At 44.9% G+C, this 25,258-nt stretch carries 18 protein-coding genes and 1 pseudogene; 16 read left to right on the top strand and 3 right to left on the bottom strand.

The window, feature by feature from the left end; genetic code table 11:
• The first annotated feature begins 61 nt into the window (after window positions 1–61).
• The 9 genes from R7035_RS13515 (at window position 62) to R7035_RS13475 (ending at window position 12,844) form a co-directional block, all read left to right on the top strand.
• The gene (locus R7035_RS13515; protein ID WP_005382264.1) at window positions 62–1,270 is read left to right on the top strand and encodes a DEAD/DEAH box helicase; all 1,209 of its coding nucleotides are present in this window, start codon (window positions 62–64) and stop codon (window positions 1,268–1,270) included.
• Window positions 1,271–1,520: 250 nt separating this feature from the next.
• A complete protein-coding gene (locus R7035_RS13510) occupies window positions 1,521–2,183 on the top strand; it encodes a potassium channel family protein (RefSeq protein ID WP_005388291.1) in 663 nt (220 codons plus the stop codon).
• Entirely contained in the window at window positions 2,180–3,547 is a 1,368-nt protein-coding gene (locus R7035_RS13505) for a TrkH family potassium uptake protein (protein WP_064353721.1), read from the top strand. The genes R7035_RS13510 and R7035_RS13505 overlap by 4 nt, the downstream gene beginning before the upstream one ends.
• Window positions 3,548–3,907: 360 nt before the next feature.
• The gene (locus R7035_RS13500) at window positions 3,908–6,892 is read left to right on the top strand and encodes a M6 family metalloprotease domain-containing protein (RefSeq protein WP_165935338.1); all 2,985 of its coding nucleotides are present in this window, start codon (window positions 3,908–3,910) and stop codon (window positions 6,890–6,892) included.
• Window positions 6,893–7,064: 172 nt separating this feature from the next.
• Window positions 7,065–7,877 carry a sugar transporter gene (locus R7035_RS13495; protein ID WP_256901321.1) on the top strand — a complete coding sequence of 271 codons (813 nt, stop codon included), beginning with the start codon at window positions 7,065–7,067 and terminating at the stop codon, window positions 7,875–7,877.
• A gap of 176 nt (window positions 7,878–8,053) precedes the next feature.
• Entirely contained in the window at window positions 8,054–9,523 is a 1,470-nt protein-coding gene (locus R7035_RS13490) for a protein adenylyltransferase SelO (RefSeq protein WP_182016605.1), read from the top strand.
• A 212-nt stretch (window positions 9,524–9,735) separates the two neighbouring features.
• A complete protein-coding gene (locus R7035_RS13485; RefSeq protein WP_262651948.1) occupies window positions 9,736–10,734 on the top strand; it encodes a TRAP transporter substrate-binding protein in 999 nt (332 codons plus the stop codon).
• A 70-nt stretch (window positions 10,735–10,804) separates the two neighbouring features.
• Entirely contained in the window at window positions 10,805–11,479 is a 675-nt protein-coding gene (locus R7035_RS13480; RefSeq protein WP_005384308.1) for a TRAP transporter small permease, read from the top strand.
• A gap of 3 nt (window positions 11,480–11,482) precedes the next feature.
• Window positions 11,483–12,844 (top strand): TRAP transporter large permease, encoded by a 1,362-nt coding sequence (locus R7035_RS13475; protein ID WP_170890775.1) that lies wholly within the window; start codon window positions 11,483–11,485, stop codon window positions 12,842–12,844.
• A 33-nt stretch (window positions 12,845–12,877) separates the two neighbouring features.
• On the opposite strand, the gene R7035_RS13470 is transcribed toward R7035_RS13475, so the two are convergent.
• From R7035_RS13470 to R7035_RS13460, 3 genes are all read right to left on the bottom strand, one after another.
• Window positions 12,878–13,060 (bottom strand): hypothetical protein, encoded by a 183-nt coding sequence (locus R7035_RS13470; protein ID WP_021034161.1) that lies wholly within the window; start codon window positions 13,058–13,060, stop codon window positions 12,878–12,880.
• A gap of 78 nt (window positions 13,061–13,138) precedes the next feature.
• A complete protein-coding gene (locus tag R7035_RS13465; RefSeq protein WP_005382254.1) occupies window positions 13,139–14,476 on the bottom strand; it encodes a sigma-54-dependent transcriptional regulator in 1,338 nt (445 codons plus the stop codon).
• Between the two features lie 4 nt (window positions 14,477–14,480).
• A complete protein-coding gene (locus R7035_RS13460; protein WP_033906887.1) occupies window positions 14,481–16,286 on the bottom strand; it encodes an ATP-binding protein in 1,806 nt (601 codons plus the stop codon).
• Window positions 16,287–16,325: 39 nt separating this feature from the next.
• Between R7035_RS13460 and R7035_RS13455 the strand changes: the two are divergent.
• The 7 genes and pseudogenes from R7035_RS13455 (at window position 16,326) to ppiD (ending at window position 25,210) form a co-directional block, all read left to right on the top strand.
• Window positions 16,326–16,538, top strand: a pseudogene (locus R7035_RS13455) (hypothetical protein).
• A 274-nt stretch (window positions 16,539–16,812) separates the two neighbouring features.
• Window positions 16,813–18,120, top strand: a complete 1,308-nt coding sequence (gene tig / locus R7035_RS13450; protein WP_005382251.1) for a trigger factor — start codon at window positions 16,813–16,815, stop codon at window positions 18,118–18,120.
• Between the two features lie 105 nt (window positions 18,121–18,225).
• A complete protein-coding gene (gene clpP / locus R7035_RS13445; protein ID WP_005382347.1) occupies window positions 18,226–18,852 on the top strand; it encodes an ATP-dependent Clp endopeptidase proteolytic subunit ClpP in 627 nt (208 codons plus the stop codon).
• Between the two features lie 70 nt (window positions 18,853–18,922).
• The gene (gene clpX / locus R7035_RS13440; protein ID WP_005382345.1) at window positions 18,923–20,203 is read left to right on the top strand and encodes an ATP-dependent protease ATP-binding subunit ClpX; all 1,281 of its coding nucleotides are present in this window, start codon (window positions 18,923–18,925) and stop codon (window positions 20,201–20,203) included.
• Between the two features lie 130 nt (window positions 20,204–20,333).
• Window positions 20,334–22,685 carry an endopeptidase La gene (lon, locus tag R7035_RS13435; protein ID WP_005382343.1) on the top strand — a complete coding sequence of 784 codons (2,352 nt, stop codon included), beginning with the start codon at window positions 20,334–20,336 and terminating at the stop codon, window positions 22,683–22,685.
• A 191-nt stretch (window positions 22,686–22,876) separates the two neighbouring features.
• Window positions 22,877–23,149 (top strand): HU family DNA-binding protein, encoded by a 273-nt coding sequence (locus R7035_RS13430; protein ID WP_005382341.1) that lies wholly within the window; start codon window positions 22,877–22,879, stop codon window positions 23,147–23,149.
• 201 nt (window positions 23,150–23,350) lie between these two features.
• A complete protein-coding gene (gene ppiD, locus R7035_RS13425) occupies window positions 23,351–25,210 on the top strand; it encodes a peptidylprolyl isomerase (RefSeq protein ID WP_256901320.1) in 1,860 nt (619 codons plus the stop codon).
• The last annotated feature ends 48 nt before the right edge of the window (window positions 25,211–25,258 follow it).

Here is a 25,258-nt window from a genome sequence, read left to right as displayed (position 1 = left end):
TCTGTTACTTCACGGGGATTCTGATACACTACGCGCCCATTTCCTCTGTTGAGACCTTTCTATGCCATTTTCTAAGCTTGGTTTAAGCGCATCGATTGCTGATGCAGTAAAAGCGTTAGGTTATGAAAAACCCACTTCTATCCAACAAAAAGCCATTCCAATCGTATTGCGTGGCCGCAATTTAATTGCAGCAGCGCAAACGGGCACAGGTAAAACGGCCAGTTTTGTTCTGCCAATCTTAGAAAAGCTTAGTCGAGGCGAAACGCAACGTAAAAAACGCGCTCGTGCGATTATCCTAACGCCAACACGCGAACTTGCGCTTCAGGTTCATCAAAGTATTGAAGCTTATGGTAAAAACTTACCATTACGCTCAATGGCGATGTTTGGTGGTGTGGATTATGCACCACAAAAACAAGCCTTGATCGAGGGTGTCGATATTGTGGTAAGCACGCCTGGGCGCTTGATTGATCTGTACGGTCAACGCGCGATTCACTTTGATGAAGTGGAAATGCTAGTGCTTGATGAAGCCGACAAAATGTTGGATATGGGATTCATCGATGCGATCGACAAAATCGTCGACTGTATGCCAGAACATGTGCAAAGTTTGCTGTTCTCAGCGACGTTATCTAACCCTGTTCGTGACTTGGCGAAAAATGCGATTATTGATCCTGAAGAGATCACGATTGCAAAGCACAGTGCTTCAAAATCAAATATTAAACAGTGGATCACGACCGTCGATAAAGACATGAAGTCGTCGCTGTTAAGTCACTTGCTTAAAGAAAATGACTGGTCGCAAGTACTGGTATTTATTGAAACTAAACACGGCGCAGCCAAACTGGTAAGCCAACTTGAGAAACGTGGCATTGTGGCAGAAGCATTCCACAGTGGCCGTAATCAGCGTGTTCGCCAGGAATTAATAGAAAAGTTTAAAGCGGGTGAAATCCAGTACTTAGTCGCAACCGGCGTTGCTGCGCGCGGTATTGATATTGATAATCTGCCAGTTGTCATCAACTACGATTTACCTTACCCAGCGGATGAGTATGTACATCGTATTGGTCGTACAGGTCGTGCTGGCGCGAAAGGTGAGGCGATATCACTGGTTTCAAAAGACGACTTTAAGAACCTCTGCATGATTGAAAGTCGTTTAGGGCACTTGCTAGAGCGAGTGGAAATTGAAGGTTTTGCGCCAAGAAAGCCAGTACCAATTTCAATTTTAAATTACGTGCCTAAGAATAAACGTAAACCGCACGATAAGCGCGAATCAAAATAGCCAGTTTATCCCATGATCTAAAAGCCGCATTCTTGCGGCTTTTTGCGTTTTAAGGCATCCAATTATGTAGCCATCGCGACGGTTTCTATTCGGTAATGAGGAAAAAAGTTAATCAGTGTCATACGCTTAACACGTAAAGTGAATCAAGGTGCGTTAAGCTTTTGTCAATTATCTGTCCGCAGGTTTGCACAAGGTAAGGAATGGGCGCAAACTTTTTTGCTTGCTAATGAATGCATAAGATGGGGCACAAATGAAAACAGGTGATAAGCAATTCGCCGTTATTGGTCTTGGCCGATTTGGTTTGGCAGTGTGTAAAGAGTTACAAGATTCAGGCGCTCAAGTTTTAGCCGTTGACATCAACGAAGACAGAGTTAAAGAAGCCGCCAGTTTTGTTAGTCAGGCGGTTGTGGCTAACTGTACTCACGAAGAGACGGTTGCTGAGCTCAAACTTGATGATTACGACATGGTGATGATTGCCATCGGAGCGGATGTCAATGCCAGTATTCTTGCGACATTGATTGCTAAAGAGGCGGGAGTAAAGTCAGTATGGGTTAAAGCCAACGACCGCTTCCAAGCTCGTGTTCTGCAAAAAATTGGCGCAGACCACATTATCATGCCTGAGCGTGACATGGGGATACGTGTCGCGCGTAAAATGCTCGATAAACGGGTTCTTGAGTTCCACCCATTAGGCAGTGGCTTAGCTATGACGGAGTTTGTGATTGGCTCTCGTTGGATGGGTAAGACACTAAGTGATTTGGCTCTGTGCAAAGTCGATGGCGTGCAAGTGCTAGGGTTTAAACGGGGCCCAGAAATTACCAAGGCACCTGACCTTAATACCACACTAGAAATTGGTGACCTAATTATTGTGGTCGGCCCTCAAGATGCGCTCGCAAATAAATTAAAATCGCTATGACGTATTTTCATCAGAAAGGTGTTTTTTACGCACCAGATGGTAAACAAGAGAAAGCGAAAGGCAACGAACCGCGAATTATATTGCTCAGTTTTCTCGGTGTTTTACTGCCTTCTGCGGTATTGCTAACCTTGCCAGTTTTTTCTGTTACGGGCCTGTCGATAACGGATGCTTTGTTTACTGCAACGTCCGCTATTAGTGTGACAGGGCTTGGTGTTGTCGATACTGGGCAACACTTTACGCTTGCGGGCAAAATCTTGCTGATGTTTTTAATGCAAATCGGTGGGTTGGGGCAGATGACTTTGTCGGCGGTCTTACTCTATATGTTCGGCGTGCGTTTGAGTTTGCGTCAACAAGCGCTGGCGAAAGAAGCATTAGGGCAAGATCGGCAAGTCAATCTAAACCGACTAGTAAAGCGGATTGTTGTTTTCGCGCTTGTTGCAGAAACGATCGGGTTTATTTTTCTCTCTATCCGCTGGGTCCCTGAAATGGGCTGGAAGACTGGTATGTTTTACGCCTTGTTTCATGCAATTTCTGCATTTAACAACGCTGGGTTCGCGCTGTTTTCTGACAGTATGATGAGCTTTGTGAATGATCCGTTGGTTATCTTTACACTGGCGGGGCTATTCATTTTTGGCGGGCTTGGTTTTACTGTTGTGGGTGACATCTGGCTAAACTGGCGCAAAGGTTTCCACTTTTTGCATCTTCACACCAAAATCATGCTGATTGCGACACCGATATTGCTCTTAGTCGGAACGATGATGTTTTGGTTACTTGAGCGAAGCAACCCAAACACAATGGCGTCTTTACCTGCAACAGGGCAATGGTTGGCGGCATTCTTTCAATCTGCGAGTGCGCGAACGGCAGGGTTTAATAGTGTTGACTTGGCGTTGTTTACCCAGCCGGCCTTACTGGTCATGATTGTTCTGATGTTAATTGGAGCGGGTTCCACCTCAACGGGGGGCGGTATTAAAGTTTCCACATTTGCTGTTGCGTTTATGGCTACGTGGACCTTTTTACGCCAAAAGAAACATGTGGTTATGTTTAAGCGAACCATAAATTGGCAAACTGTGACTAAGTCATTGGCAATTATCGTTGTGAGCGGAGCCATCCTGACAAGCGCAATGTTTTTATTGATGCTTACCGAGAAGGCCAGCTTTGATAAAGTTATGTTTGAAACCATTTCCGCATTTGCCACAGTGGGGCTCACCGCCGGTTTGACTGCGGAACTTTCTGAACCTGGTAAATACATTATGATCGTGGTGATGATCATTGGTCGTATTGGGCCGCTCACGCTTGCCTATATGTTGGCACGTCCTGAACCTACCTTGGTCAAATACCCAGAAGACGCCGTTCTTACAGGTTAATATAGCGTTAAACAATGGCCGCGCGACCATTACGAGCATTGATTAATAGCAGTGCTCGTACATTTATAGAATATGTGGAATGTTGCCCAGTTTTACCTACAAATTCGTAGAAGTTCATTTCTTATTCCTTTCGTTTCGATACTATTCATTCACTCAGTTTATATTCTCAGAAGCTACGCTCATAACAGCGTTTTGGAATCCGACGCCTTTGTAGTGTGACACCAAACTACGTCGTGTTATCTGAGCGAATTGATACCAGCCTTCGTCAATAGTCACTCAGCTTTACTCTATGCCCATAGGGTTACTTTGTGTTTGTTGTGCTTGGTATTAATGAACGAATCGAAAAGATGGAGTCGTACTTTGAAATTCAACACACTCGCCATGGCTATGCTAACTGCGCTTCTTGCAGGGAAGAGCATGGCAACTACTCCGCCATCACCGGTTTGGCATACTATTGCGTTGAGCGATGGTAGCTCCAGTGAGGCAATTCTACGTGGAACGGCAGATTTCCACTGGTTTGAAGATAAGCAGGGCAATGCCTTACTTCAGGAAGACGGCGTTTGGTTTTTCGCGCAGATTCAGCGCGAGTCAGACACGCCAATATTGATCTCGACAGGTGTGGTGAAAACGCAGTCGAGTGAGCCACCTGAGTCGGCGAGGTTTCGCCCGGATTTACAAGTTAAACCGCAATTATCTTCTCTAAAAACCATTGAACCGATGGCACGAAAAAACCTACTGCGCTCGGCGCAAGGTTACCAGGCGATGAGCAGTTCAACGGTGAAGCAGCAGCCCCTATTGGTTGTGCAAGTTTCGTTTGATGACCAAGCAATGGTGCATGATTTTGAGCAACGCGTATTTAATACCAATGGTCAAAGCGTTGTGGATTACTTTGATAAAAACTCTCAAGGTAAATTCAAAGTTGTTCCTGCACTTGAGAGTTACGGCACCGCCAATGACGGTGTGATAGATGTGACTGTGGCACAAAGCCACCCTAACTGTCACTCTAGTTCGACTGATAAGACATGCACCGCCAAGTTGAATGCGGTTTTCACCGAGGCTTATCAAAAACTGGATCCATACTTTAATCTTTCGGCCTACGACAGCAATCAAAATGGTACCGTAGAACCGTCAGAACTCTCTGTCATGTTTATTTTTGCGGGGGGCGATCGTTCAACAGGGGTTCTCAACCGTCCTGCTATTTGGCCGCACAAATTCTCTCACGATGATGTCACACTAGATGGTAAAAAGATCACAGACTATTGTGTGTTCGCTGACTATCAAGTTGATCATCAAGCGACCTTGGGCGTGATCGTACACGAGCTTGGCCACTTAATGCTTGGCTTACCGGATTTGTACGCAAGGAACAGTGATGCCTCGATCGGCTCTTGGGGCGTGATGGGTGGCGGTTCATGGGCGCAGAAACCGGGAGATTCATACGCTGGTGACACTCCGGTGAACATGAGTGCATGGAGCAAACACGCTGCTGGTTTTGTTGTACCAACGGTAACTCATGAAAGTCCAGCGCCTATTTCTGTGAACAACGACGATGTCAAGCTGGTGTATCTCGACCCGTACTTGAAAGAGTTTGGCCCACGTGTTTACTTGGAAAATCGCACCTTTAGCGGTTACGACCGAGCATTGGCGGCTGAAGGTATCCTGGCGACGTCGGTCAATGTCCAGAACCGCTTTAATGATGTTGGCGCGATGCAGGTTCAAATCATGCAGGCTGATGGTCTGAATGAGTTAGAAAATGATGGTAGGAGTGACGCTGACGATTTATACCCTAATGGTGGCAATGTCATTTCAGATACATCGACCCCGGGTCTGAGAACGATCACAGGGTTTGATACTGGGGTTCGTATTTCCAACATTGCCAGCAACACCAACGGTGGTAGTTTTTCTCTTGAACATACAAACGAACCAAATAAATCAGCATGGCTGAACTCTCTTCACCAAGGTTATGTGTACGCGAGTGGGAGTAACACTCTGGCGGTGTCACTGGACTTGAATAGTGATACAGAGCTTGATGGCCTTCAACTTTACGCGCAAAGAGATAGCGCTCAAAGTGACATGACTTATCGAGTTTGGCGATTCCCATTTTCTGGAAACATTGGCTATCGATTAATATTGAATCAAAACAACGCTGAGCTTTTACAGCAAGGTAACTTCCAAAAGTCATCTCGAATTTTATTCCCTCAATCAAGCCAATTGAGTGCGGGTCAGCATTTATTGGTCGTTGAATTGGAAGGCGGTCAATTTGATGCAAACTTTGACTTCGGCCGCTTGCTAAAAACTGAAAAAGCCTCCCTACCTGTAATGTGGACTGGTGATTACAGTGAGATTGGCACGTTTGGTCTAGAAAAAGCCGGGTTCTCTTATATTCCGTTTGCAGCATTATTAAATGTGGATGCGAGCAACTTGGTTGAAGCGAAATCTGATTCGTTACAAACCAATAAAAATACGCCAATCAAACTGAACCTGATGGACAATGATTTCATGGCGGTAGGGTATCAGTTCAATGTGGACATTGTGCAGAAGCCTGAGCACGGCACCATCTCTGGCAACCAGTACCAACCTGAAGCTAACTTCGTTGGTCTGGACACTTTCCAATATCGTTTGTTGTCGGTTGATGGTGCGTACTCATCTTCAATCGTGAATGTGCAGGTGGAAGTGCTTGGCAGCAACGAAGCGCCAGTGGCCGTGATTGATGTTGATAATAAAGACATGACGGTTGGGCAGCGAGTCACGTTGTCTGCGTTAAATAGTACGGATGCTGATGGTGATGTGTTGAGTTATAAATGGGAGCAGTTGGCTGGCACTTCAGTTTCTCTTGGCAATGCAACCAGTGTTAGCACAAGCTTTACGGTGCCTCAAGGTGCAAAAGCGGGTGAGGTTCTGACATTCCGTTTAACCGTGACTGATCCTAGTAATGAAGCGTCCAGTGCTACCGTCGATTTAACCATGAAAAACGCAGCGCCACTTACGCTTGCAGATACGGCGACCGTTGCCGTTGGTGAAAGTATTCTGATTGATGCAGCGAGCAATGATTCGGATGTGAACGGCGATAAACTGGTTGTAGAAAGCGTACAGAACGTAACGGGTGTGGGAAGTGCGAGTGTAGAGAATGGCAAAATCCGTTTTCAAGCACCGGATAGCCCTACTGACGGCATCAAGCTGCAATATACGGTTTCAGACGGTCATGGTGCCACTGCTACGGGTGACGTTATCGTGACGGTTGTTGCTTCTTTGAAGACAACGACATTCAAGAACTCAGAAGGTAGCGGCAGTGTTTCTTATTGGGCTTTGATGTTACTTGCAACATTAGGCTGGCGACGTCGCGTCTAAAACGGTATTGAATTGCGGTATAAGCCACTCACATTGAGTGGCTTATTTTTTATCTGATCTATTTTGGTTTCGTTCTCATTGTCTTATGAGATGTGTTTCTCATTATTTTTAAAGCGATTTTTCTACTCTGCGGTTACCCTAGGGGCCGATTTTTATGAACTAAGGATGTTATATGTCTACCGAGGCCTTTTCTGTTTCGGAAATATGCCGAGAAGCGGCAATGATGGTCAGAAGGAATCTACTCGCAATTGTTATTGCTTGTATTCCGTTGATTATCGTGCACTCAATTTTTGCTTTTATGTATCCTGAAATGACGGGGAAAGATCAAGCGAACGTTCAAGAAGGCAATGTCGCAGGATTTTATTTCGTCACAATTATTTTGTACCCACTTGTTGCCGCTATGGCGGCTGTGCGTGTGCATCGAATTTATTTAGCCGGCGATTACATGCACTCTGCGTTGGATGTATTTCGTTTGTCAGCTCGAGAATTCCGTTTCATAGGCTGGTGGATACTGTTTGGACTGATGATGATGCTCGTTATTGGTATCCCGATCTTTGTGTTGTCGTTTATCTACATTGCAGAAAGTGGTGAAGCCGACTTTGTTGCTATGGCTATTATCACAACGATTGCAAGCATTCCTGGCTATTGGGTAATGGCGCGATGGTCATTTGTGTTGCCAGCGACTGCAATGGATCATCAACCGCGCAGTTTGCGTCGTTCGTGGAACCAGAGCAGAGCATACAACAAACAAGTATTCATTTTGATGGGACTAATTCCATTGGGTGCGGGCTTGCTCAGTCAGCTGATCTTTAGCCACTTTACGAATCTCTTTATGTTGAGCCTCGTCGGTGTGGCCTATGGTATTTTTGGCGCGTACCAGCTGGCATTGTTATCGTTGAGCTATAAAACGGTAGTGGATATCGAACGCGCTCGTTTTGATACGACATCACAGCCACCAAAAACGGGTGAAGAATTTTCCGCTTAACCCTTTGATCGTTTTTACATGCTACCTCCGTTTAGGAGATGGTCTGCGGCAGGTTGATACCTTCCTGCCGCCTTCGCGTTATTCACGCAAAATACCCATGCCAATTTCATGGCTGAATGACAGGGACATTCACACGTATACTCACAACAGTACTTCTTTTTATTAAGGAACCCTACATGTCCATTTGGCAACGGGTCAATTTCACCCATCGCTTTAGTCAATTACCGTCAGCGTTCTATACGTTGGTCGAGCCACAACCCTTGGACAACACTCGCTGGGTCGCTTGGAATGGTGAGTTTGCACAGCAGTTTGGTTTACCAGAAGAGCAAAACGATGAGTTATTGGCGGTTTTTTCTGGGCTAAGTGAATTCGAACAATTTCGTCCTCTTGCGATGAAATATGCAGGCCATCAGTTTGGCGTTTACAACCCAGATTTGGGCGATGGACGTGGATTACTGTTGGCAGAAATTGAGCATCAGGATGGTACTTGGTTTGATCTTCACCTCAAAGGTGCAGGGCTAACGCCTTACTCGCGAATGGGGGATGGGCGAGCGGTATTACGCTCGACTATCCGTGAGTACCTGTGCAGTGAAGCCATGGCAGGCCTTGGGGTTCCCACGACACGTGCTCTCGGTATGATGGTCAGTGATACACCTGTTTATCGAGAAAAAACGGAATCGGGCGCTTTGTTACTTCGAATGGCTGAAACCCATGTTCGATTCGGTCACTTTGAGCATTTCTTTTACACCAACCAGTTAGCAGAGCAGAAGCTGTTGGCGGATAAGGTGATTGAGTGGCACTTTGCTGATTGTGCATCGGCGGAGAAACCATATGCCGCGATGTTTGACGCCATCGTGACTAAAACAGCCGAGATGATCGCATATTGGCAAGCTTTTGGTTTTGCGCATGGTGTGATGAATACCGATAACATGTCAATTCTTGGGCAAACTTTTGATTATGGTCCGTTTGGCTTTCTTGATGATTATGAGCCGGGATACATTTGTAATCATTCAGACTACCAGGGTCGTTACGCATTTGATCAACAGCCTAGAATTGCGCTTTGGAACTTGTCAGCATTGGCGCATGCGCTATCGCCACTCGTTGAACGAGAAGATTTAGAATCGTCGTTGAGTCAATTTGAAGTTCATTTAAGCCAGCAGTTCAGCCGCCTCATGCGTGAGAAGTTGGGCTTAAAAACTAAGATAGCGGAAGACGGGCGTTTGTTTGAAGCTATGTTTGAGCTTCTTCACCAGAACAAAACGGACTACACTCGCTTCTTCAGAACACTTTCAAACCTTGATAATGCGCCTTCCCAAGCCGTAATCGATTTATTTCTCGACCGAGAAGCAGCGCGAGCTTGGCTTGAGCTGTATTTAGCTCGGTGTGAGCTAGAGGTTGATGAACTAGGGGGCCTGATTTCAACCGAACAGCGTTGCAAACAGATGCGTCAAGCCAATCCCAAATACATCTTGCGTAACTACTTGGCTCAGTTGGCGATTGATAAAGCGGAAGAAGGGGACTTTAGCGAATTACACCGATTGGCCGAACTGTTAAAACGCCCATTTGATGAGCAACCCGAGTTTGATGATTACGCGAAATTGCCACCGGAATGGGGGAAGAAAATGGAGATAAGCTGTTCTTCATAAATGGGTCATTTCCCACCCATTTGTATCTTTTTCTTGGGTGGAATTCACTCGTTACACTTCTGATTCATGTTAATGGGCTTTGTTAATTTATTGAAATGAATATAAATTTTAACATGGTCCATTAATTGCTCTTTGTTGAACATCCGTACCCATCGCCTAACACCTAGTTACTCATGGACGGGATGGGATGTGATTCAACAAGGAGAATAATAATGTTTAAGCCTCTAACTCTACTATCTGTCTCTGCACTTGCTGTTACCAGTTTTAATGCTGCCGCAAATTGTGACCCGGGTGAAACGGTCATCAAGTTTAGCCATGTAACGAACGCGGACAAACACCCTAAAGGCATCGCGGCTTCGTTACTTGAAAAGCGCGTCAACGAAGAGATGAACGGTAAAGTCTGTATGCAGGTGTTTCCTAACTCAACACTGTATGATGATGACAAAGTGTTGGAAGCGCTACTGAATGGTGATGTTCAACTCGCTGCTCCTTCTCTTTCTAAGTTTGAGAAATTCACCAAGAAGTACCGCCTTTTCGATCTCCCTTTCTTGTTCGATGATGTCGACGCGGTTGACCGTTTCCAAAACTCGGAAGCGGGTGAAAAGCTGAAAAACTCAATGAAACGTCGTGGCCTACAAGGCATTGCGTTTTGGCATAACGGCATGAAGCAAATGTCAGCCAACAAGCCGCTCATTTCTCCAACTGATGCTGAAGGACTTAAGTTCCGTGTTCAAGCCTCTGATGTACTCGTTGCTCAGTTTGAGCAGCTAGGTGCTAACCCACAAAAAATGTCGTTCAAAGAAGTTTACGGCGGCTTGCAAACTAAGGTTATTGATGGTCAAGAAAATACTTGGTCAAACATTTACGGCAAAAAATTCTTCGAAGTTCAAGATGGCATTACGGAAACGAACCACGGAATTTTGGATTACTTAGTTGTGACGTCAAACGACTTCTGGAAAAACCTACCAGATGATCAGCGCGAGCAGTTAAATACCATTGTTCAAGAGGTAACTGCGCAGCGTAATGCTGAGTCAACCAAAGTAAACCTTGCGAATAAGAACAATATCATCGAAGCCGGTGGTGTGGTTCGTACTCTAACGCCAGAACAGCGCCAAGAGTGGGTCACTGCACTTCAACCAGTATGGAAGAAGTTCGAAAAAGACATTGGTTCTGACCTAATCGAAGCCGCTTTGGCGTCTAACCAAAAATAATAACAGCTAGCACATTTAGCCCTCTCAAACTGAGGGGGCTCTTTCTCCCTACAGACGACGTGATGTAATTATGGAACAGACTTTTTTTGCCAAGGCTGGACGAATCACCGATGCCATTGAAGAGACTTTGATTGCTTTCTTCTTGGGTGCCATGACCTTGCTGACCTTTGCCAATGTCATCTTTCGTTATGTCTTTAACGACAATATTCTTTGGGCGCTTGAGCTCACCGTTTTCATGTTCGCATGGATGGTGTTGGTTGGCGCATCTTATGGTGTGAAAAAACACTTTCATATTGGTGTCGATGTCATTATTAACATCGTTCCGGAAGGTAAACGAAAAGCCCTGGCGCTTTTTGCAGCAATGTGTTGCTTAGCCTTCTCTATTTTGCTGTTAATTGGCGCTTGGAACTACTGGTATCCGTTCGCTACCGACCGAGCGTGGTATGAAACGGACGATATTCCGATGCCTGAAATACTCCAGTTCATGGCCGACTGGTTAAATGAGGGAGAGCGTTATGAAAAGCTGCCACGTTTTATTCCTTACTTCGCTTTGCCACTTGGAATGGCGCTACTAACGTTTAGATTTGTTCAAGTCACGTGGCAAATCGCTACTGGTAAGCTCGATCGCTTGATTGCAGGACATGAAGCGGAGGAAGAGCTCGAATCTCTTAAAGCTGAGATGAGTGACGCTGAAGACGTAATGGCTCCAAAGGCCTCGCAAGACGCTAAAAACAAGGAGCAATAAGCCATGGATATCTTATTTCTATTTTTGATGGTAATTGGCTTTATGCTGGTTGGCGTGCCAATTGCTATTTCGCTGGGCCTTTCCAGTGTTCTTTTCCTTTTAATGCATTCGGATGCCTCTTTAGCGTCAGTTGCTCAAACGCTGTTTAATGCATTCGCGGGCCACTACACGCTATTGGCTATTCCATTCTTTATATTGGCTTCAAGCTTTATGTCGACGGGTGGCGTAGCAAAGCGGATCATTCGTTTCGCCATTGCCATTGTAGGCTGGTTCCGCGGCGGTTTGGCGATGGCTTCGGTTGTCGCGTGTATGATGTTTGCCGCGTTGTCAGGTTCCTCACCTGCAACGGTTGTTGCCATAGGTAGTATTGTTATCGCAGGTATGATCAAAAACGGTTACTCAAAAGAGTTTGCCTCTGGGGTAATTTGTAACGCAGGTACGCTAGGGATTTTGATCCCACCTTCGATTGTGATGGTGGTGTATGCAGCCGCAACGGATGTGTCAGTTGGACGTATGTTCCTTGGTGGTGTGATTCCCGGTTTGCTGGCGGGTGTCATGTTGATGATCGCGATTTACATTGCCGCGAGAATCAAGAACCTTCCAAAGCAACCTTTTGTCGGTTGGAAAGAAACTTTTGATGCCGCCAAGGATGCAAGCTGGGGCTTGTTGTTGGTCGTCATCATTCTTGGTGGTATCTATGGCGGTATCTTTACGCCGACAGAAGCCGCTGCGGTTGCTGCTGTGTACTCATTCTTTATTGCTAACTTTGTATACAAAGACATGGGGCCATTTGCAGACAAGGAAAACACTAAACCTGCGCTCGTTAAAATCTTCCAAACCTTTGTTCATAAAGACACCAAACACACCCTGTATGAAGCGGGTAAACTCACCATCATGCTGCTGTTCATCATTGCTAATGCCTTAATTTTGAAGCATGTTTTAACGGAAGAACGCATCCCGCAAATGATCACCGAGTCGATGCTCTCGGCTGGTCTCGGACCAATCACTTTCTTGATTGTGGTGAACGTCTTGTTGTTGATTGGTGGTCAGTTCATGGAGCCATCAGGCTTGTTGATCATTGTTGCGCCGCTCGTGTTCCCAATTGCGATTGCATTAGGTATAGACCCAATTCATTTGGGCATAATGATGGTGGTGAATATGGAGATAGGAATGATAACGCCGCCCGTGGGTCTTAACTTATTTGTGACCGCTGGTGTTGCCAAAATGTCGATGATGAACGTAGTGAAGGCAGCATTACCCTGGGTTGGAGTGATGTTCTTGTTCCTAATTATCGTCACATATGTACCATGGGTTTCGACTTGGTTGCCTACTACCTTGATGGGGCCGGAGATCATTACCAAGTAATGGAAGCCAGAAAGTAGAAAGAGGTGTGAGAATTCACACCTCTTCGTCTATTGACTTGTAACAAGTTTTGCGCGGGTCTGAATTAATTCGACGTTCATAGTGTCGCCACCTCTTTTTATTTTTACGACGCTCTTCACCGAATCTTCTCTCTTCTTGATAGCAACCGTCTACGAGCACGGTATCTGTAACAATCGGTATTCTCACTTTTTCGTTCATATCTATAACAACCATGATAAACCCGTTGTTAAAAATTATGATTCAAGTTGAATATAATGCCAGCTATTTGAACGTGTTTTATTTGTAAAGGTCTTTATTTATTTGGTAGCGCTGCATCTTGTCGTAAAGGGTTTTTCTTGGCACATTCAATTGGCACATTGTCTGTTTAATACTACCGTTGTTTTCTAATAAAGCGCCTTCAATGGCTGCTCTCTCAAACTCCGCCACTTGCTCTGCAAGGCTTGAGGAAGATTTAGCAACTGGGTTCGATTCTCCCAACTGAATTAACTTACCCAATAGCACAAAACGCTCTGCAGCATTTCTGAGTTCTCGAACATTGCCAGGCCAGTCATGGCTCATCAGTTGCGCTAGATCTTGGGGTGACAAGCTAGGTGAGCTTTTGCCATAACGTGAAGCTGCTACCAACAGAAAGTGGTGAAAGAGGGCGGGAATGTCTTCTTTTCGTTCGCGTAGTGGCGGGAGATCCAGGGTCACGACATTGAGCCGATAATAGAGATCCTGACGGAAAGTACCTTCTTCAGCTGCGTGTTTTAAATCGACCTTTGTTGCGGCAATCACTCGAATATCTAAAGGCAATAATTCATTGGAGCCGACACGCTCAATCACGCGCTCTTGTAATACCCTCAATAAACGAATTTGGGCTTGGATAGGCATCGACTCGATCTCATCCAAGAAAAGTGTGCCGCCTTGTGCAAACTCAAATTTACCGATACGACGGCTTTCGGCGCCAGTGAATGCGCCTTTTTCATGGCCGTAGAGTTCACTCTCAATTAAGTTCTCTGGAACCGCTCCACAATTTACGGCGACAAAGTTTTGGTTCCGGCGAGAGCTTTGCTCATGTAAAGAACGAGCGATTAACTCTTTCCCTGTACCAGTTTCACCAAACAATAAAATATCGGCGTCGGTATCGGCGATTTGGGTGATGGTCTCTCGTAATATTTGGATGCTAGAGGTTTCACCAATAACTCGTGGACCAAGGGTTTTACTGGCTTTAAGTGACAGGCGCAGTTTTTCATTTTCATTGGTTAGTTTGCGCTTCTCAATCGCCCGCTTAACCGTTTCAACCAAATGTTCTGGCGCAAAAGGTTTCTCAATAAAGTCGTAAGCGCCTTGATGAAGGGCTTGCACAGCCATGGAAATATCACCGTGTCCAGTGATCATGATGACGGGTAAGTTTGCATCGCGTTGAGTCAAAGTTGTCAGCATATCCATACCAGAAATGCCCGGCAAACAGATATCAGTGACCACGACGCCAGCTTCTTCTCCTTGCTGCATCGCTATTAAAGCCGATTCTGCATCCACAAAAAACTTGGCGTCGATATCCGCCAGTTCAAAGGTCTGTTCTATAGCGATTCTGAGATCGGCCTCATCATCAATAAAAAACACCTGACACATGATCTTATCCTTTTGATGGTTCAGTGTTGTAAGAAGTGATAGGTAAACACAATGAGAATCGAGCGCCGCCTTGTTCTCGATTATGGGCACATAATTTTCCATTCATACTGGCTAAGATTTGTTGCGAGATAGAGAGACCCAAACCTAAACCGTTCAGTTTAGTGGTTAGAAACGGTTCACATAAATCAGAAAGTGAGAAAGAGCCAAGCCCTGGGCCATTATCATCAACATGAATCCAAACCAAATCAGTGTGCTCATCGTGTTCTACAGATAATTCTACCTGTTTGTCTTGTTGCTCTTTGAGTGCTTCTATCGCATTAGTCAGTAAATTGACCAACACTTGCTCCAGTTGAATAATATTGATCTGCACTTCAACATCATGCTCTGGCAAATTTGTTTCTAACGTGACGCGCCCTGATTTAAATGCGGGCTTCATCAGTTCTTTTACAGAGGCAATAACAGGGAACAGTCGAGATTGAGCCAACTCGTCACCACTGGTTTTTTTGGCGAAAGAGCGAAGTTGCTGACTGATATTTGCCATACGGTCAGTGAGAGCAGAAATGCGAGTGAGATTATCTTCCACTCGCTCATATTTTTCTTTTTTTAGAAACAGCTTGCCGTTCTCCGCAAAGCTACGAATTGCCGCAAGTGGATTATTCAGTTCATGGCTGATACTGGCCGACATTTGTCCTAACACCGCGAGTTTCGCTGCTTGCACCAATTCGTCTTGAGTAACGCGTAAAGTTTGTTCGGTATCGATACGCTGTGCGATCTCCGCTTGCAACTCGGCAGTCCGTGCCATGACTTGATATTCCAACTTTTGATTTGCTTCTTGTTGAATTCGTTCAAGTTGCAAGTGACGCTGTTGACGGTGATAGATAAGCTGACCAATTAAAAACAAAACCATGAATGCTAGAGTGAGTACAAAGATGTAACCCATGGTGAACCAAACGATCGACTGTTTAGGAGACAGCACACGAATAGTCAGTTTGAGTTCGGGTAGGGGCAGCGAAGAGACTACCAAGGTTCCTTTATTGTATGGGTAACCCTGTTTAAGCTCAGAATGCACCTCGTCCAAACTACCCACTAATCCAAGCGTTTCAATTGGCGCATCAAGATATTGTTGGCTTGCCCAAACTTGCTTTTTCTCTTTTTTTGTCAGTGGTTGTAAGCTTTTGAGCAGCCATTCACTTCGGCTACTCATGAAAACAATTTCGTATGGGTCGCTGGCGACAAAAACACTGTTTGGTTGCTGCCAGTTGTCCTCTATCTTACTTAGGTCCATCTTCACCACGACGACACCAAGTACACCGCCAGCGTATACGATGGGATAAGAATAGTAGTAGCCACGTTTACCAGATGTTGAGCCCAGTGCGTAGTATTGGCTTCTTTTGCCTACAATGGCTTGTTTGAAATAAGGGCGAAATGCAAAATTTCGCCCGATAAAGGAGCGCTCTTTACGCCAGTTGCTGGCCGCGATCGTTGTACCCCATTGATCGATTAAGTACGTATCCGCTGCTTCAATCACGCCATTAACGGATTCTAAATACCGATTAGTGATTTCCAGTTGCGCACTGTTGTTGGGGTGCAGAAGCGCTTGATAAAGAGGATCATCTTTAGCGAGAAGATTTGGAATATGGGCGTACTTATCGAGTTTATTTTTTATATGGCCAGAAAACTGCTCCAACTGTGATTGGTGTTTATCAAGTAGAGATTGATAACTGGTCTGCCAAACCCAATGGCCACCGATAATTGCGGACAGGAAATAGAAAGCAAAAAATGTCAGCAGAATCCGTTTTTTTTGCGACATCCTTACACTCCTTACAACTTCCTTTGGTCACGTAAGAAAATGTTAATAGTTTGTAGGAAGGATTAGGGATTTAGTTTTCAACTCTGTGGAGTAAAACAAGAGCAAGATCTCTTTTTAGGCTTTTCGATAAAAAAACCGGTCGATTCTCTTGAAAAAGTCGCTATTGTCCCCATTCTAGATATGCTGGCGATGCTTAGACGGTGTCTGAATCGCATTTTTGAAGAAAAAATGGGTCAGCATTCGAGAATTTAGCGCAGACAATGTCCACATAGTGGCTATTGGCTCGACAGGGTTGCGACAGATCGCTAGAATGTCGCGTCTAAAAATTCTGTCCTGAGGCTAATAGGAGATACCTTTGGTTATTTTATCGAAGATATCACTGATTAGTCCGGTACTGACAACCAGTATCGATACTCGATTTTAAATTAGGTGTTCGGACAGAACACTACACAAGGATGAAGCGTAAGCTCCTCTGAGTTTCGCTCATACGCTCGGAAAACCGAGCCACTTTAGAGGTTTATATATAATGCAAGTTACTGTTGAAACGCTAGAGGGCCTAGAGCGCCGTCTAAACATTACTGTTCCAGCTGCAAACATCGAAGACGCTGTAACAGCTGAACTACGCAACATCGCTAAAAACCGTCGTTTCGATGGTTTCCGTAAGGGTAAAGTGCCTCTAAAAATGGTTGCTAAGATGTACGGCAAAGCAGTACGTCAAGACGTTCTTGGTGAAGTAATGCAACGCCACTTCATCGAAGCTATCGTTAAAGAGAAAATCAACCCAGCTGGCGCTCCAACTTTCGCTCCTGTAGAGAACAAAGAAGGTTCAGACCTAGTTTTCACTGCAACTTTTGAAGTTTACCCAGAAGTTGAGCTTAAAGGCCTAGAGAGCATCACTGTTGAAAAACCACTAACAGAAGTTAAAGATGCAGACGTAGAAGAGATGATCGATACTCTACGTAAGCAACAAGCAACTTGGGTTGAAGTTGAAGAAGCAGCAGAAGATGGCAAACGCGTAAGCATCGACTTCGTTGGTTCTATCGACGGTGAAGAGTTCGAAGGCGGTAAAGCTGAGAACTTCCCTCTAGAAATGGGTGCTGGTCGCATGATCCCTGGTTTCGAAGACGGTATCGCAGGTAAAACTGCTGGTATGGAATTCGACATCGACGTGACTTTCCCAGAAGATTACCACGCTGAAAACCTAAAAGGTAAAGCAGCTAAGTTCGCAATCAAAGTGAACAAAGTTGAAGCTCGTGAACTTCCAGAACTAAACGACGAGTTCGTTGCTAAGTTCGGTGTTGTTGAAGGTGGTGTTGAAGCACTTAAAGCTGAAGTTCGTAAGAACATGGAACGCGAACTTAAGCAAGCTGTTAAGAACCGCATCAAAGAGCAAGCGATTGACGGTCTAGTTGAGCAAAACGACATCAACGTACCATCAGCGCTTATCGAGCAAGAAATCCAAGTTCTACGTCAACAAGCTGCACAACGCTTCGGTGGTAACCCAGAAGCTGCTGCTCAGCTTCCACGTGAACTGTTCGAAGAACAAGCTAAACGTCGCGTAGTTGTTGGTCTTCTACTAGGTGAAGTAATCAAATCTGAAGAGCTAAAAGCGGACGACGAGAAAGTTAAAGCTCTAATCGAAGAAATGGCTACTGCATACGAAGATCCATCAGAAGTTATTGCTTACTACGAGCAAAACGAAGAAATGATGAACAACATGCGCAACGTAGCTCTAGAAGAGCAAGCAATCGACGCGATCATCGCTAAAGCACAGGTTTCTGAGAAAGAAGTAGGCTTCAACGAGCTACTTAACCAACAACAACCTGCTGCTTAATAAGCAATATCTTGCGTAGAAGGTTGACTTAACGTTAACTATTCTGCTAACAATGGTCCGTATGATAGTCATCATCCGGGCCATTTATTTTAGGGACATAAGAATATGAGCTACCAAGAAAAAAATGCAATGTCGCCAATTATGGACGCGCTAGTACCAATGGTGGTTGAACAAACTTCCCGAGGCGAACGCTCTTACGACATCTACTCACGTCTGCTGAAAGAGCGCGTGATTTTTTTAACGGGTCAAGTGGAAGACCACATGGCAAACCTTGTCGTGGCTCAGCTACTTTTCCTAGAATCTGAAAATCCAGATAAAGATATTTTCCTATACATCAACTCGCCAGGCGGCAGCGTAACAGCTGGTATGTCTATTTACGATACCATGCAGTTCATTAAGCCAAATGTCAGCACTGTGTGTATGGGTCAAGCATGTTCAATGGGTGCCTTCCTGCTTGCAGGTGGTGCGCCAGGTAAGCGTTACGTACTGCCTAACTCTCGTGTAATGATCCACCAACCATTGGGTGGTTTCCAGGGTCAAGCTTCTGATATCCAAATCCATGCTCAGGAAATCCTGACGATTAAACAGAAGCTAAACAAGTTGTTAGCAGAACATACAGGCCAACCTCTTGAAGTCATTGAGCGCGATACTGATCGTGATAACTTCATGTCATCAGAGCAGGCTGTGGAATACGGTATCGTGGATGCAGTGTTAAGCCACCGTGGCGAGTAATTAGCCAGCGCATTTTGGCAAAAATTGATATACACTCATTCATGAAGAGTAAAGGCTAAGAGGTTAGCGAATGACAGATAAAAGCAAAGAAAGTGGCAGCGGTAAATTGCTGTACTGTTCTTTCTGCGGCAAAAGTCAGCACGAAGTTCGCAAGCTAATCGCAGGTCCGTCAGTGTACATTTGCGACGAGTGTGTCGACTTATGTAACGATATTATTCGCGAAGAAATCAAGGATGTTCTCCCTAAGAAAGAATCTGAAGCGTTACCAACGCCAAAACAGATCCGTGAACACCTTGATGACTATGTGATCGGGCAAGATTACGCGAAAAAAGTGCTCGCAGTTGCGGTATATAACCACTACAAGCGTTTACGCAATGGTGATACAACGAGCGAAGGTGTGGAGCTTGGTAAGAGTAACATCCTTCTAATTGGTCCTACAGGTAGTGGTAAAACACTACTTGCGGAGACATTAGCTCGATTCTTGGATGTGCCATTTACAATGGCAGACGCGACGACACTAACCGAAGCCGGTTACGTAGGTGAAGACGTTGAAAACATCATCCAAAAGCTTCTGCAAAAATGTGATTACGATGTAGCTAAAGCGGAACGCGGCATCGTTTACATTGATGAAATTGATAAGATTTCACGCAAAGCTGAAAACCCATCTATTACGCGTGACGTATCTGGTGAAGGTGTTCAGCAGGCGCTACTAAAACTTATCGAAGGTACGGTTGCATCGGTTCCACCTCAAGGTGGTCGTAAGCATCCTCAGCAAGAATTCCTACAAGTGGACACATCTAAGATTCTGTTCATCTGTGGTGGTGCTTTTGCTGGCTTAGACAAAGTGATTGAGCAGCGTGTTGCAACAGGTACAGGTATTGGCTTTGGTGCTGAAGTTCGTTCGAAGAATGAATCGAAGACAGTAGGTGAGCTATTTACTCAAGTTGAACCTGAAGACTTAGTGAAGTACGGCCTCATTCCAGAATTCATTGGTCGTCTACCTGTAACAACAACACTGACTGAGCTTGATGAAGAAGCGTTGATTCAGATCCTATGTGAACCGAAGAACGCACTGACCAAGCAATATGCAGCATTGTTTGAGCTAGAAAACGCCGAACTTGAATTCCGTGAAGATGCGCTGCGCGCTATCGCGAAAAAAGCAATGGAGCGTAAAACAGGTGCTCGTGGCTTACGCTCGATTCTTGAAGGCGTGCTACTTGAAACCATGTACGAATTACCATCTGCAACAGACGTTAGTAAAGTCGTGATTGATGAGTCCGTCATTAATGGCGAGTCAGAGCCACTGCTTATTTACAGTAACGCAGACAATCAGGCAGCTGGAGCAGAGTAAATTCAGCCATAATGAAAAAGGAGGTAAGTAATTACCTCCTTTTTTTATTTCTCTTATTGAATCCAAACAATTAGCCCCCATATACTGCCTTAAGTAATACGTTAAACGTGAAAGCGGAAGAGAGAATTATATGAACTTGGAACGTTCCGAGCGTATCGAGATCCCGGTACTACCTCTACGTGACGTAGTGGTCTACCCACACATGGTTATTCCATTGTTTGTTGGTCGTGAGAAATCGATTAGCTGTCTAGAAACGGCGATGGAAACCAACAAACAAGTTCTTCTTGTGGCACAAAAGCAAGCGGATACTGACGAGCCTACGGTTGACGACCTATTTGACGTAGGTACGGTAGCCACCATTCTCCAGCTCTTGAAGCTTCCGGATGGCACAGTAAAAGTATTGGTCGAAGGCCAGCAGCGAGCAAAAATCAATCACTTTAAAGAGAGTGACTTCTTCTTAGCGGAAGCTGAATTTGTTGTTACGCCAGAATTGGATGAGCGTGAGCAAGAAGTGATTGTGCGCAGCGCGATTAATCAGTTTGAAGGGTTCATTAAGCTAAACAAGAAGATTCCACCAGAAGTGCTAACGTCACTTAATGGTATCGACGAAGCTGCACGCTTAGCGGATACCATCGCGGCTCATATGCCGTTAAAGTTGGTGGATAAGCAGCAAGTGCTTGAAATTGTTGACGTCACTGAGCGTCTGGAATTCCTGATGGGCCAGATGGAATCAGAGATCGACTTGCTGCAAGTTGAAAAACGAATTCGTGGTCGCGTTAAAAAGCAAATGGAAAAATCTCAGCGTGAGTACTATCTGAATGAGCAAATGAAAGCGATCCAGAAAGAACTTGGTGAGATGGAAGACGCACCAGACGAGTTCGAAACGCTACAGAAGAAGATTGACGAATCAAAAATGCCTCAAGAGGCACGTGAAAAGACAGAGCAAGAGCTGCAAAAGCTTAAGATGATGTCTCCAATGTCTGCTGAAGCAACAGTGGTTCGTAGCTACATCGATTGGATGGTCAGCGTTCCTTGGGCTAAGCGCTCAAAAGTTAAGAAAAACTTAGCGAAAGCAGAAGAGGTTCTTAATGAAGATCACTACGGTCTAGAACGCGTCAAAGAACGTATCCTTGAATACCTGGCGGTTCAAAACCGTATCAACAAGCTAAAAGGTCCTATCCTTTGTCTTGTTGGTCCTCCTGGTGTAGGTAAAACGTCTCTTGGTCGTTCAATTGCTTCAGCTACAGGCCGTAAGTATGTTCGTATGGCGTTGGGTGGTGTGCGTGATGAAGCGGAAATTCGTGGTCATCGTCGTACTTATATCGGCTCATTACCAGGCAAATTGATCCAGAAAATGTCGAAAGTTGGTGTGAAAAACCCGCTGTTCTTATTGGACGAAATCGACAAAATGTCTTCAGATATGCGTGGTGATCCGGCATCGGCTCTACTAGAAGTCCTTGATCCTGAACAGAATAATTCGTTCAACGATCACTACTTAGAAGTGGATTACGATCTCTCTGACGTTATGTTTGTTGCGACATCGAACTCGATGAACATCCCGGGTCCATTGTTAGACCGTATGGAAGTTATTCGTTTATCTGGTTACACCGAAGACGAGAAGCTGAACATTGCAAAACGTCACCTTGTTGATAAACAAGTGAAGCGTAATGGCTTGAAAGCGGATGAGATCGTCATTGAAGATTCTGCGATTATTGGCATCATTCGTTACTACACGCGTGAAGCGGGTGTCCGTAACTTAGAGCGTGAGATTTCTAAGATCTGCCGTAAAGCAGTGAAGAACATCTTGCTGGATAAGGACATCAAGTCAGTAACGGTAACGATGGACAACCTAAAAGAGTACTTAGGTGTTCAACGTTTCGATTACGGTAAAGCGGATGAAAGTAACCGAATTGGTCAAGTAACTGGTCTAGCTTGGACCGAAGTGGGTGGCGATCTGTTAACGATTGAAACTCAATCAATGCCAGGTAAAGGTAAGCTAACACAAACGGGTTCTCTTGGTGATGTGATGCAAGAGTCTATCCAAGCAGCAATGACAGTGGTTCGCTCTCGTGCAGAAAAGCTAGGTATCAATACTGACTTCTACGAGAAGAAAGATATTCACGTACACGTCCCGGAAGGCGCGACACCAAAAGATGGCCCAAGTGCGGGTACAGCAATGTGTACAGCATTGGTTTCTTCTCTGACAGGCAACCCTGTGAAAGCAGAAGTAGCGATGACGGGTGAAATCACACTGCGTGGTGAGGTTCTACCTATCGGCGGCCTAAAAGAGAAGTTACTTGCGGCACACCGTGGTGGCATTAAGACAGTGCTAATTCCAAAAGATAACGAGCGTGATTTGGAAGAGATTCCTGATAATGTTATCGCTGATCTGGAAGTTATCCCTGTACAGTGGATTGATGAAGTACTGAAAGTCGCACTAGAGCGAGACCCGACGGGCGTTGAGTTTGAGTCTCAAAAATAGTGATGTGTAGCAAAAATAAGTAAAAGTTTACGCTGATAAGCCCAAAAAGGCTTGTCAGCGTTTTTTTTGGGCGCTAAGTTAGTTTCGATAGCTGCCAGCCCTTGATGAATAAGGGGTGGAGCATATTTTCTTAACAATGGAACGAAAGTCATCACAAAAATAATCACAGATGACACAAAGGGGAAATTACAGTGAATAAAACTCAGTTAGTAGAACAAATCGCAGAAAATGCAGATATTTCTAAAGCGTCAGCGGGTCGTGCTCTAGATGCATTCATCGAAGCAGTAAGCGGAACTCTTCAATCTGGTGATCAAGTCGCTCTAGTTGGCTTTGGTACATTCAGCGTTCGTACTCGTGCTGCACGTACTGGTCGTAACCCAAAAACTGGTGAAGAAATCCAAATCGCAGAAGCAAAAGTACCAGCTTTCAAAGCTGGTAAAGCACTGAAAGACGCTTGTAACTAATCACGGCGTTATTTCTGTAACCGGCCATTTGCTTAACTTTTGCTCAAACAATAAGTTTCGAACAAAAATTTACAAACTTCGAGCCGAACTTTCTTAAATTATGCGCATCATACTGATGCGCATTTCTTTTTCTGATATTATTGCGCCATTATTTCTATTAGATAGAAGCAGTAGGCTTCAATTGTGGAGAGCAGTTAAATTATGATGGATCGACTACGCGAAGGCGTGAATAGCATCGCGGTCAAAATTATCCTTGGACTTATCATCCTGTCTTTCGTATTTGCAGGTGTAGGTAGCTACATCGTTGGTGGTAGCAACAACTCTGCAGCGAAAGTCGGTAACACTGAGATTCCTCGTGGTGAGTTCGAGATGGCATACCAAAATGAGCGTAACCGTATGCAAGCTCAGTTGGGTGACTACTTCTCTCAAATGCTGGCTGACCCTGCATATGTTGAATCTTTCCGCAAATCCGTTTTAGATCGAATGATCAATGACGTGTTGCTTGACCAACAAGCTGAAGCTTTGGGTCTGCGAATCAGCGACACTCAAGTGCGTAGCATGATTCTAGACATGCCTCAGTTCCAATCTAATGGTCAGTTTGATCAAGAGATCTATCAAGCTTCTTTGCGTCGTGCAGGCTTTTCGCCAGACTCTTTTGCTGAGTACATGCGTCGTGAATTGGTTCGTGAGCAACTGCTGAATGCGCTACAAAACAGTGAATTTATTCTGCCGGGTGAAGTACAAGCAGAAGGCAAGCTGTTCACTCAAACTCGTGATATTCGCACGATTCAGATCGACTTAGCGGAGTTTGCGAAAAATATTGAATTGACCGACGAAGAAATTCAAGAGTACTACAAAGCAAACCCAGACAACTTTACACGCCCAGAGCAGGTTAAAGTCTCTTACATCGAACTGTCAGCTGAAGCGCTAAAGAAACAAGTTAATGTTTCTGATGCTGAGGTGAAAAAGTACTACGACGAGCACTTAAACAAATACTCTTCAGAAGAGCAACGCCGTGTCGCTCACATTCTTGTAGAAGGGGACGATGAAGCAAAAGCGCAAGCTATCCTAGATGAGCTAAACGCGGGTGCAGATTTTGCGACGCTTGCTCAAGAGAAATCTGACGATTTTGGCAGCGCTGAAAACGGTGGTGACTTAGGTTGGATCGAGCGTGATGTGATGGACCCTGCTTTTGAAGAAGCGGCATTCGCACTGAAGAATCCTGGCGATACGTCGGGTCTAGTAAAGTCGGACTTTGGCTATCACATTATCAAGCTTGAAGAGCTAAAAGATTCTGTGGCGAAGCCATTTGAAGAAGTCGCTGCTGAAATCAAACAAGAGATGGTTGACCAACAAGCTATCGATCAATTCTACGAGTTGCAAAATGAGCTTGAGCGCGTAGCGTTTGAATACCCAGACTCATTGTATGATGCTTCTCAAGCGGTTAACCAAGAAGTGAAGACAACGGACTTTATTTCTCAGGTTGATGCACCTGAAGTGCTTCGTAGCCCTGCTGTAATGCAAGCTATCCTAAGTCCTGAAGTTAAAGAAGATGGCCTAAACTCTGAAGCTATCGAAGTTGCGCCTGAGCATATTATCGTTGTTCGTGTTGAAGATGCGCGTGACGAGACAGTTCTTCCACTAGAAGAAGTGAAAGATCAGGTTGTTGCAGAGCTATCTCGTGTTAAAGGTGAGCAAGAAGCGATGGAGCTTGGAACACAAGTCGTTGCGGCATTGAAAGAAGGTAAGACGAACGTGCTTGCTGAAAACAATCTTGCCTTTGGTGAACAAGAGACCGTAGATCGTCGTTCTCCGTTGGCAACAACGGTATTCGCGATGGCAAAACCAGTCGATGGTAAACCAGTATACGGTCAGTCTAAAGATCTTGAAGGTAACATCATTATCATCGAGCTTGATGCTGTAAACTCAGAGCTAGATAGTGAGTTAGAAGATCAAGTTGCGATGCAAATGCAGCGTGCATCTTCTCAGCAAGACTTATCATCTGTACTAGCCGTACTGCGTGCAAATACTGACATTGAGTACTTTGTTGTGAGCAACTAAGCACAATTAGTGTAATTTGTATGTTGAATAAAACGGACCGCATAAGCG

Origin of the sequence: Vibrio sp. 1731 (assembly GCF_033339955.1) — a bacterium.
GTDB lineage: Bacteria > Pseudomonadota > Gammaproteobacteria > Enterobacterales > Vibrionaceae > Vibrio > Vibrio alginolyticus.
Note: the sequence above shows the minus strand (reverse complement) of the source record. Positions and strands in the feature narration are given on the sequence as shown.

Excerpts from the sequence above, each read along its gene's own strand:
- R7035_RS13470 (WP_021034161.1), bottom strand. The coding sequence starts at position 13,060 with ATGAACGAAAAAGTGAGAATACCGATTGTTACAGATACCGTGCTCGTA.
- R7035_RS13465 (WP_005382254.1), bottom strand. The coding sequence starts at position 14,476 with ATGTGTCAGGTGTTTTTTATTGATGATGAGGCCGATCTCAGAATCGCT.
- R7035_RS13490 (WP_182016605.1), top strand. The coding sequence starts at position 8,054 with ATGTCCATTTGGCAACGGGTCAATTTCACCCATCGCTTTAGTCAATTA.
- R7035_RS13485 (WP_262651948.1), top strand. The coding sequence starts at position 9,736 with ATGTTTAAGCCTCTAACTCTACTATCTGTCTCTGCACTTGCTGTTACC.
- R7035_RS13515 (WP_005382264.1), top strand. The coding sequence starts at position 62 with ATGCCATTTTCTAAGCTTGGTTTAAGCGCATCGATTGCTGATGCAGTA.
- R7035_RS13495 (WP_256901321.1), top strand. The coding sequence starts at position 7,065 with ATGTCTACCGAGGCCTTTTCTGTTTCGGAAATATGCCGAGAAGCGGCA.
- clpP (WP_005382347.1), top strand. The coding sequence starts at position 18,226 with ATGAGCTACCAAGAAAAAAATGCAATGTCGCCAATTATGGACGCGCTA.
- R7035_RS13505 (WP_064353721.1), top strand. The coding sequence starts at position 2,180 with ATGACGTATTTTCATCAGAAAGGTGTTTTTTACGCACCAGATGGTAAA.
- ppiD (WP_256901320.1), top strand. The coding sequence starts at position 23,351 with ATGATGGATCGACTACGCGAAGGCGTGAATAGCATCGCGGTCAAAATT.
- lon (WP_005382343.1), top strand. The coding sequence starts at position 20,334 with ATGAACTTGGAACGTTCCGAGCGTATCGAGATCCCGGTACTACCTCTA.
- tig (WP_005382251.1), top strand. The coding sequence starts at position 16,813 with ATGCAAGTTACTGTTGAAACGCTAGAGGGCCTAGAGCGCCGTCTAAAC.
- R7035_RS13460 (WP_033906887.1), bottom strand. The coding sequence starts at position 16,286 with ATGTCGCAAAAAAAACGGATTCTGCTGACATTTTTTGCTTTCTATTTC.
- R7035_RS13510 (WP_005388291.1), top strand. The coding sequence starts at position 1,521 with ATGAAAACAGGTGATAAGCAATTCGCCGTTATTGGTCTTGGCCGATTT.
- R7035_RS13480 (WP_005384308.1), top strand. The coding sequence starts at position 10,805 with ATGGAACAGACTTTTTTTGCCAAGGCTGGACGAATCACCGATGCCATT.
- clpX (WP_005382345.1), top strand. The coding sequence starts at position 18,923 with ATGACAGATAAAAGCAAAGAAAGTGGCAGCGGTAAATTGCTGTACTGT.
- R7035_RS13475 (WP_170890775.1), top strand. The coding sequence starts at position 11,483 with ATGGATATCTTATTTCTATTTTTGATGGTAATTGGCTTTATGCTGGTT.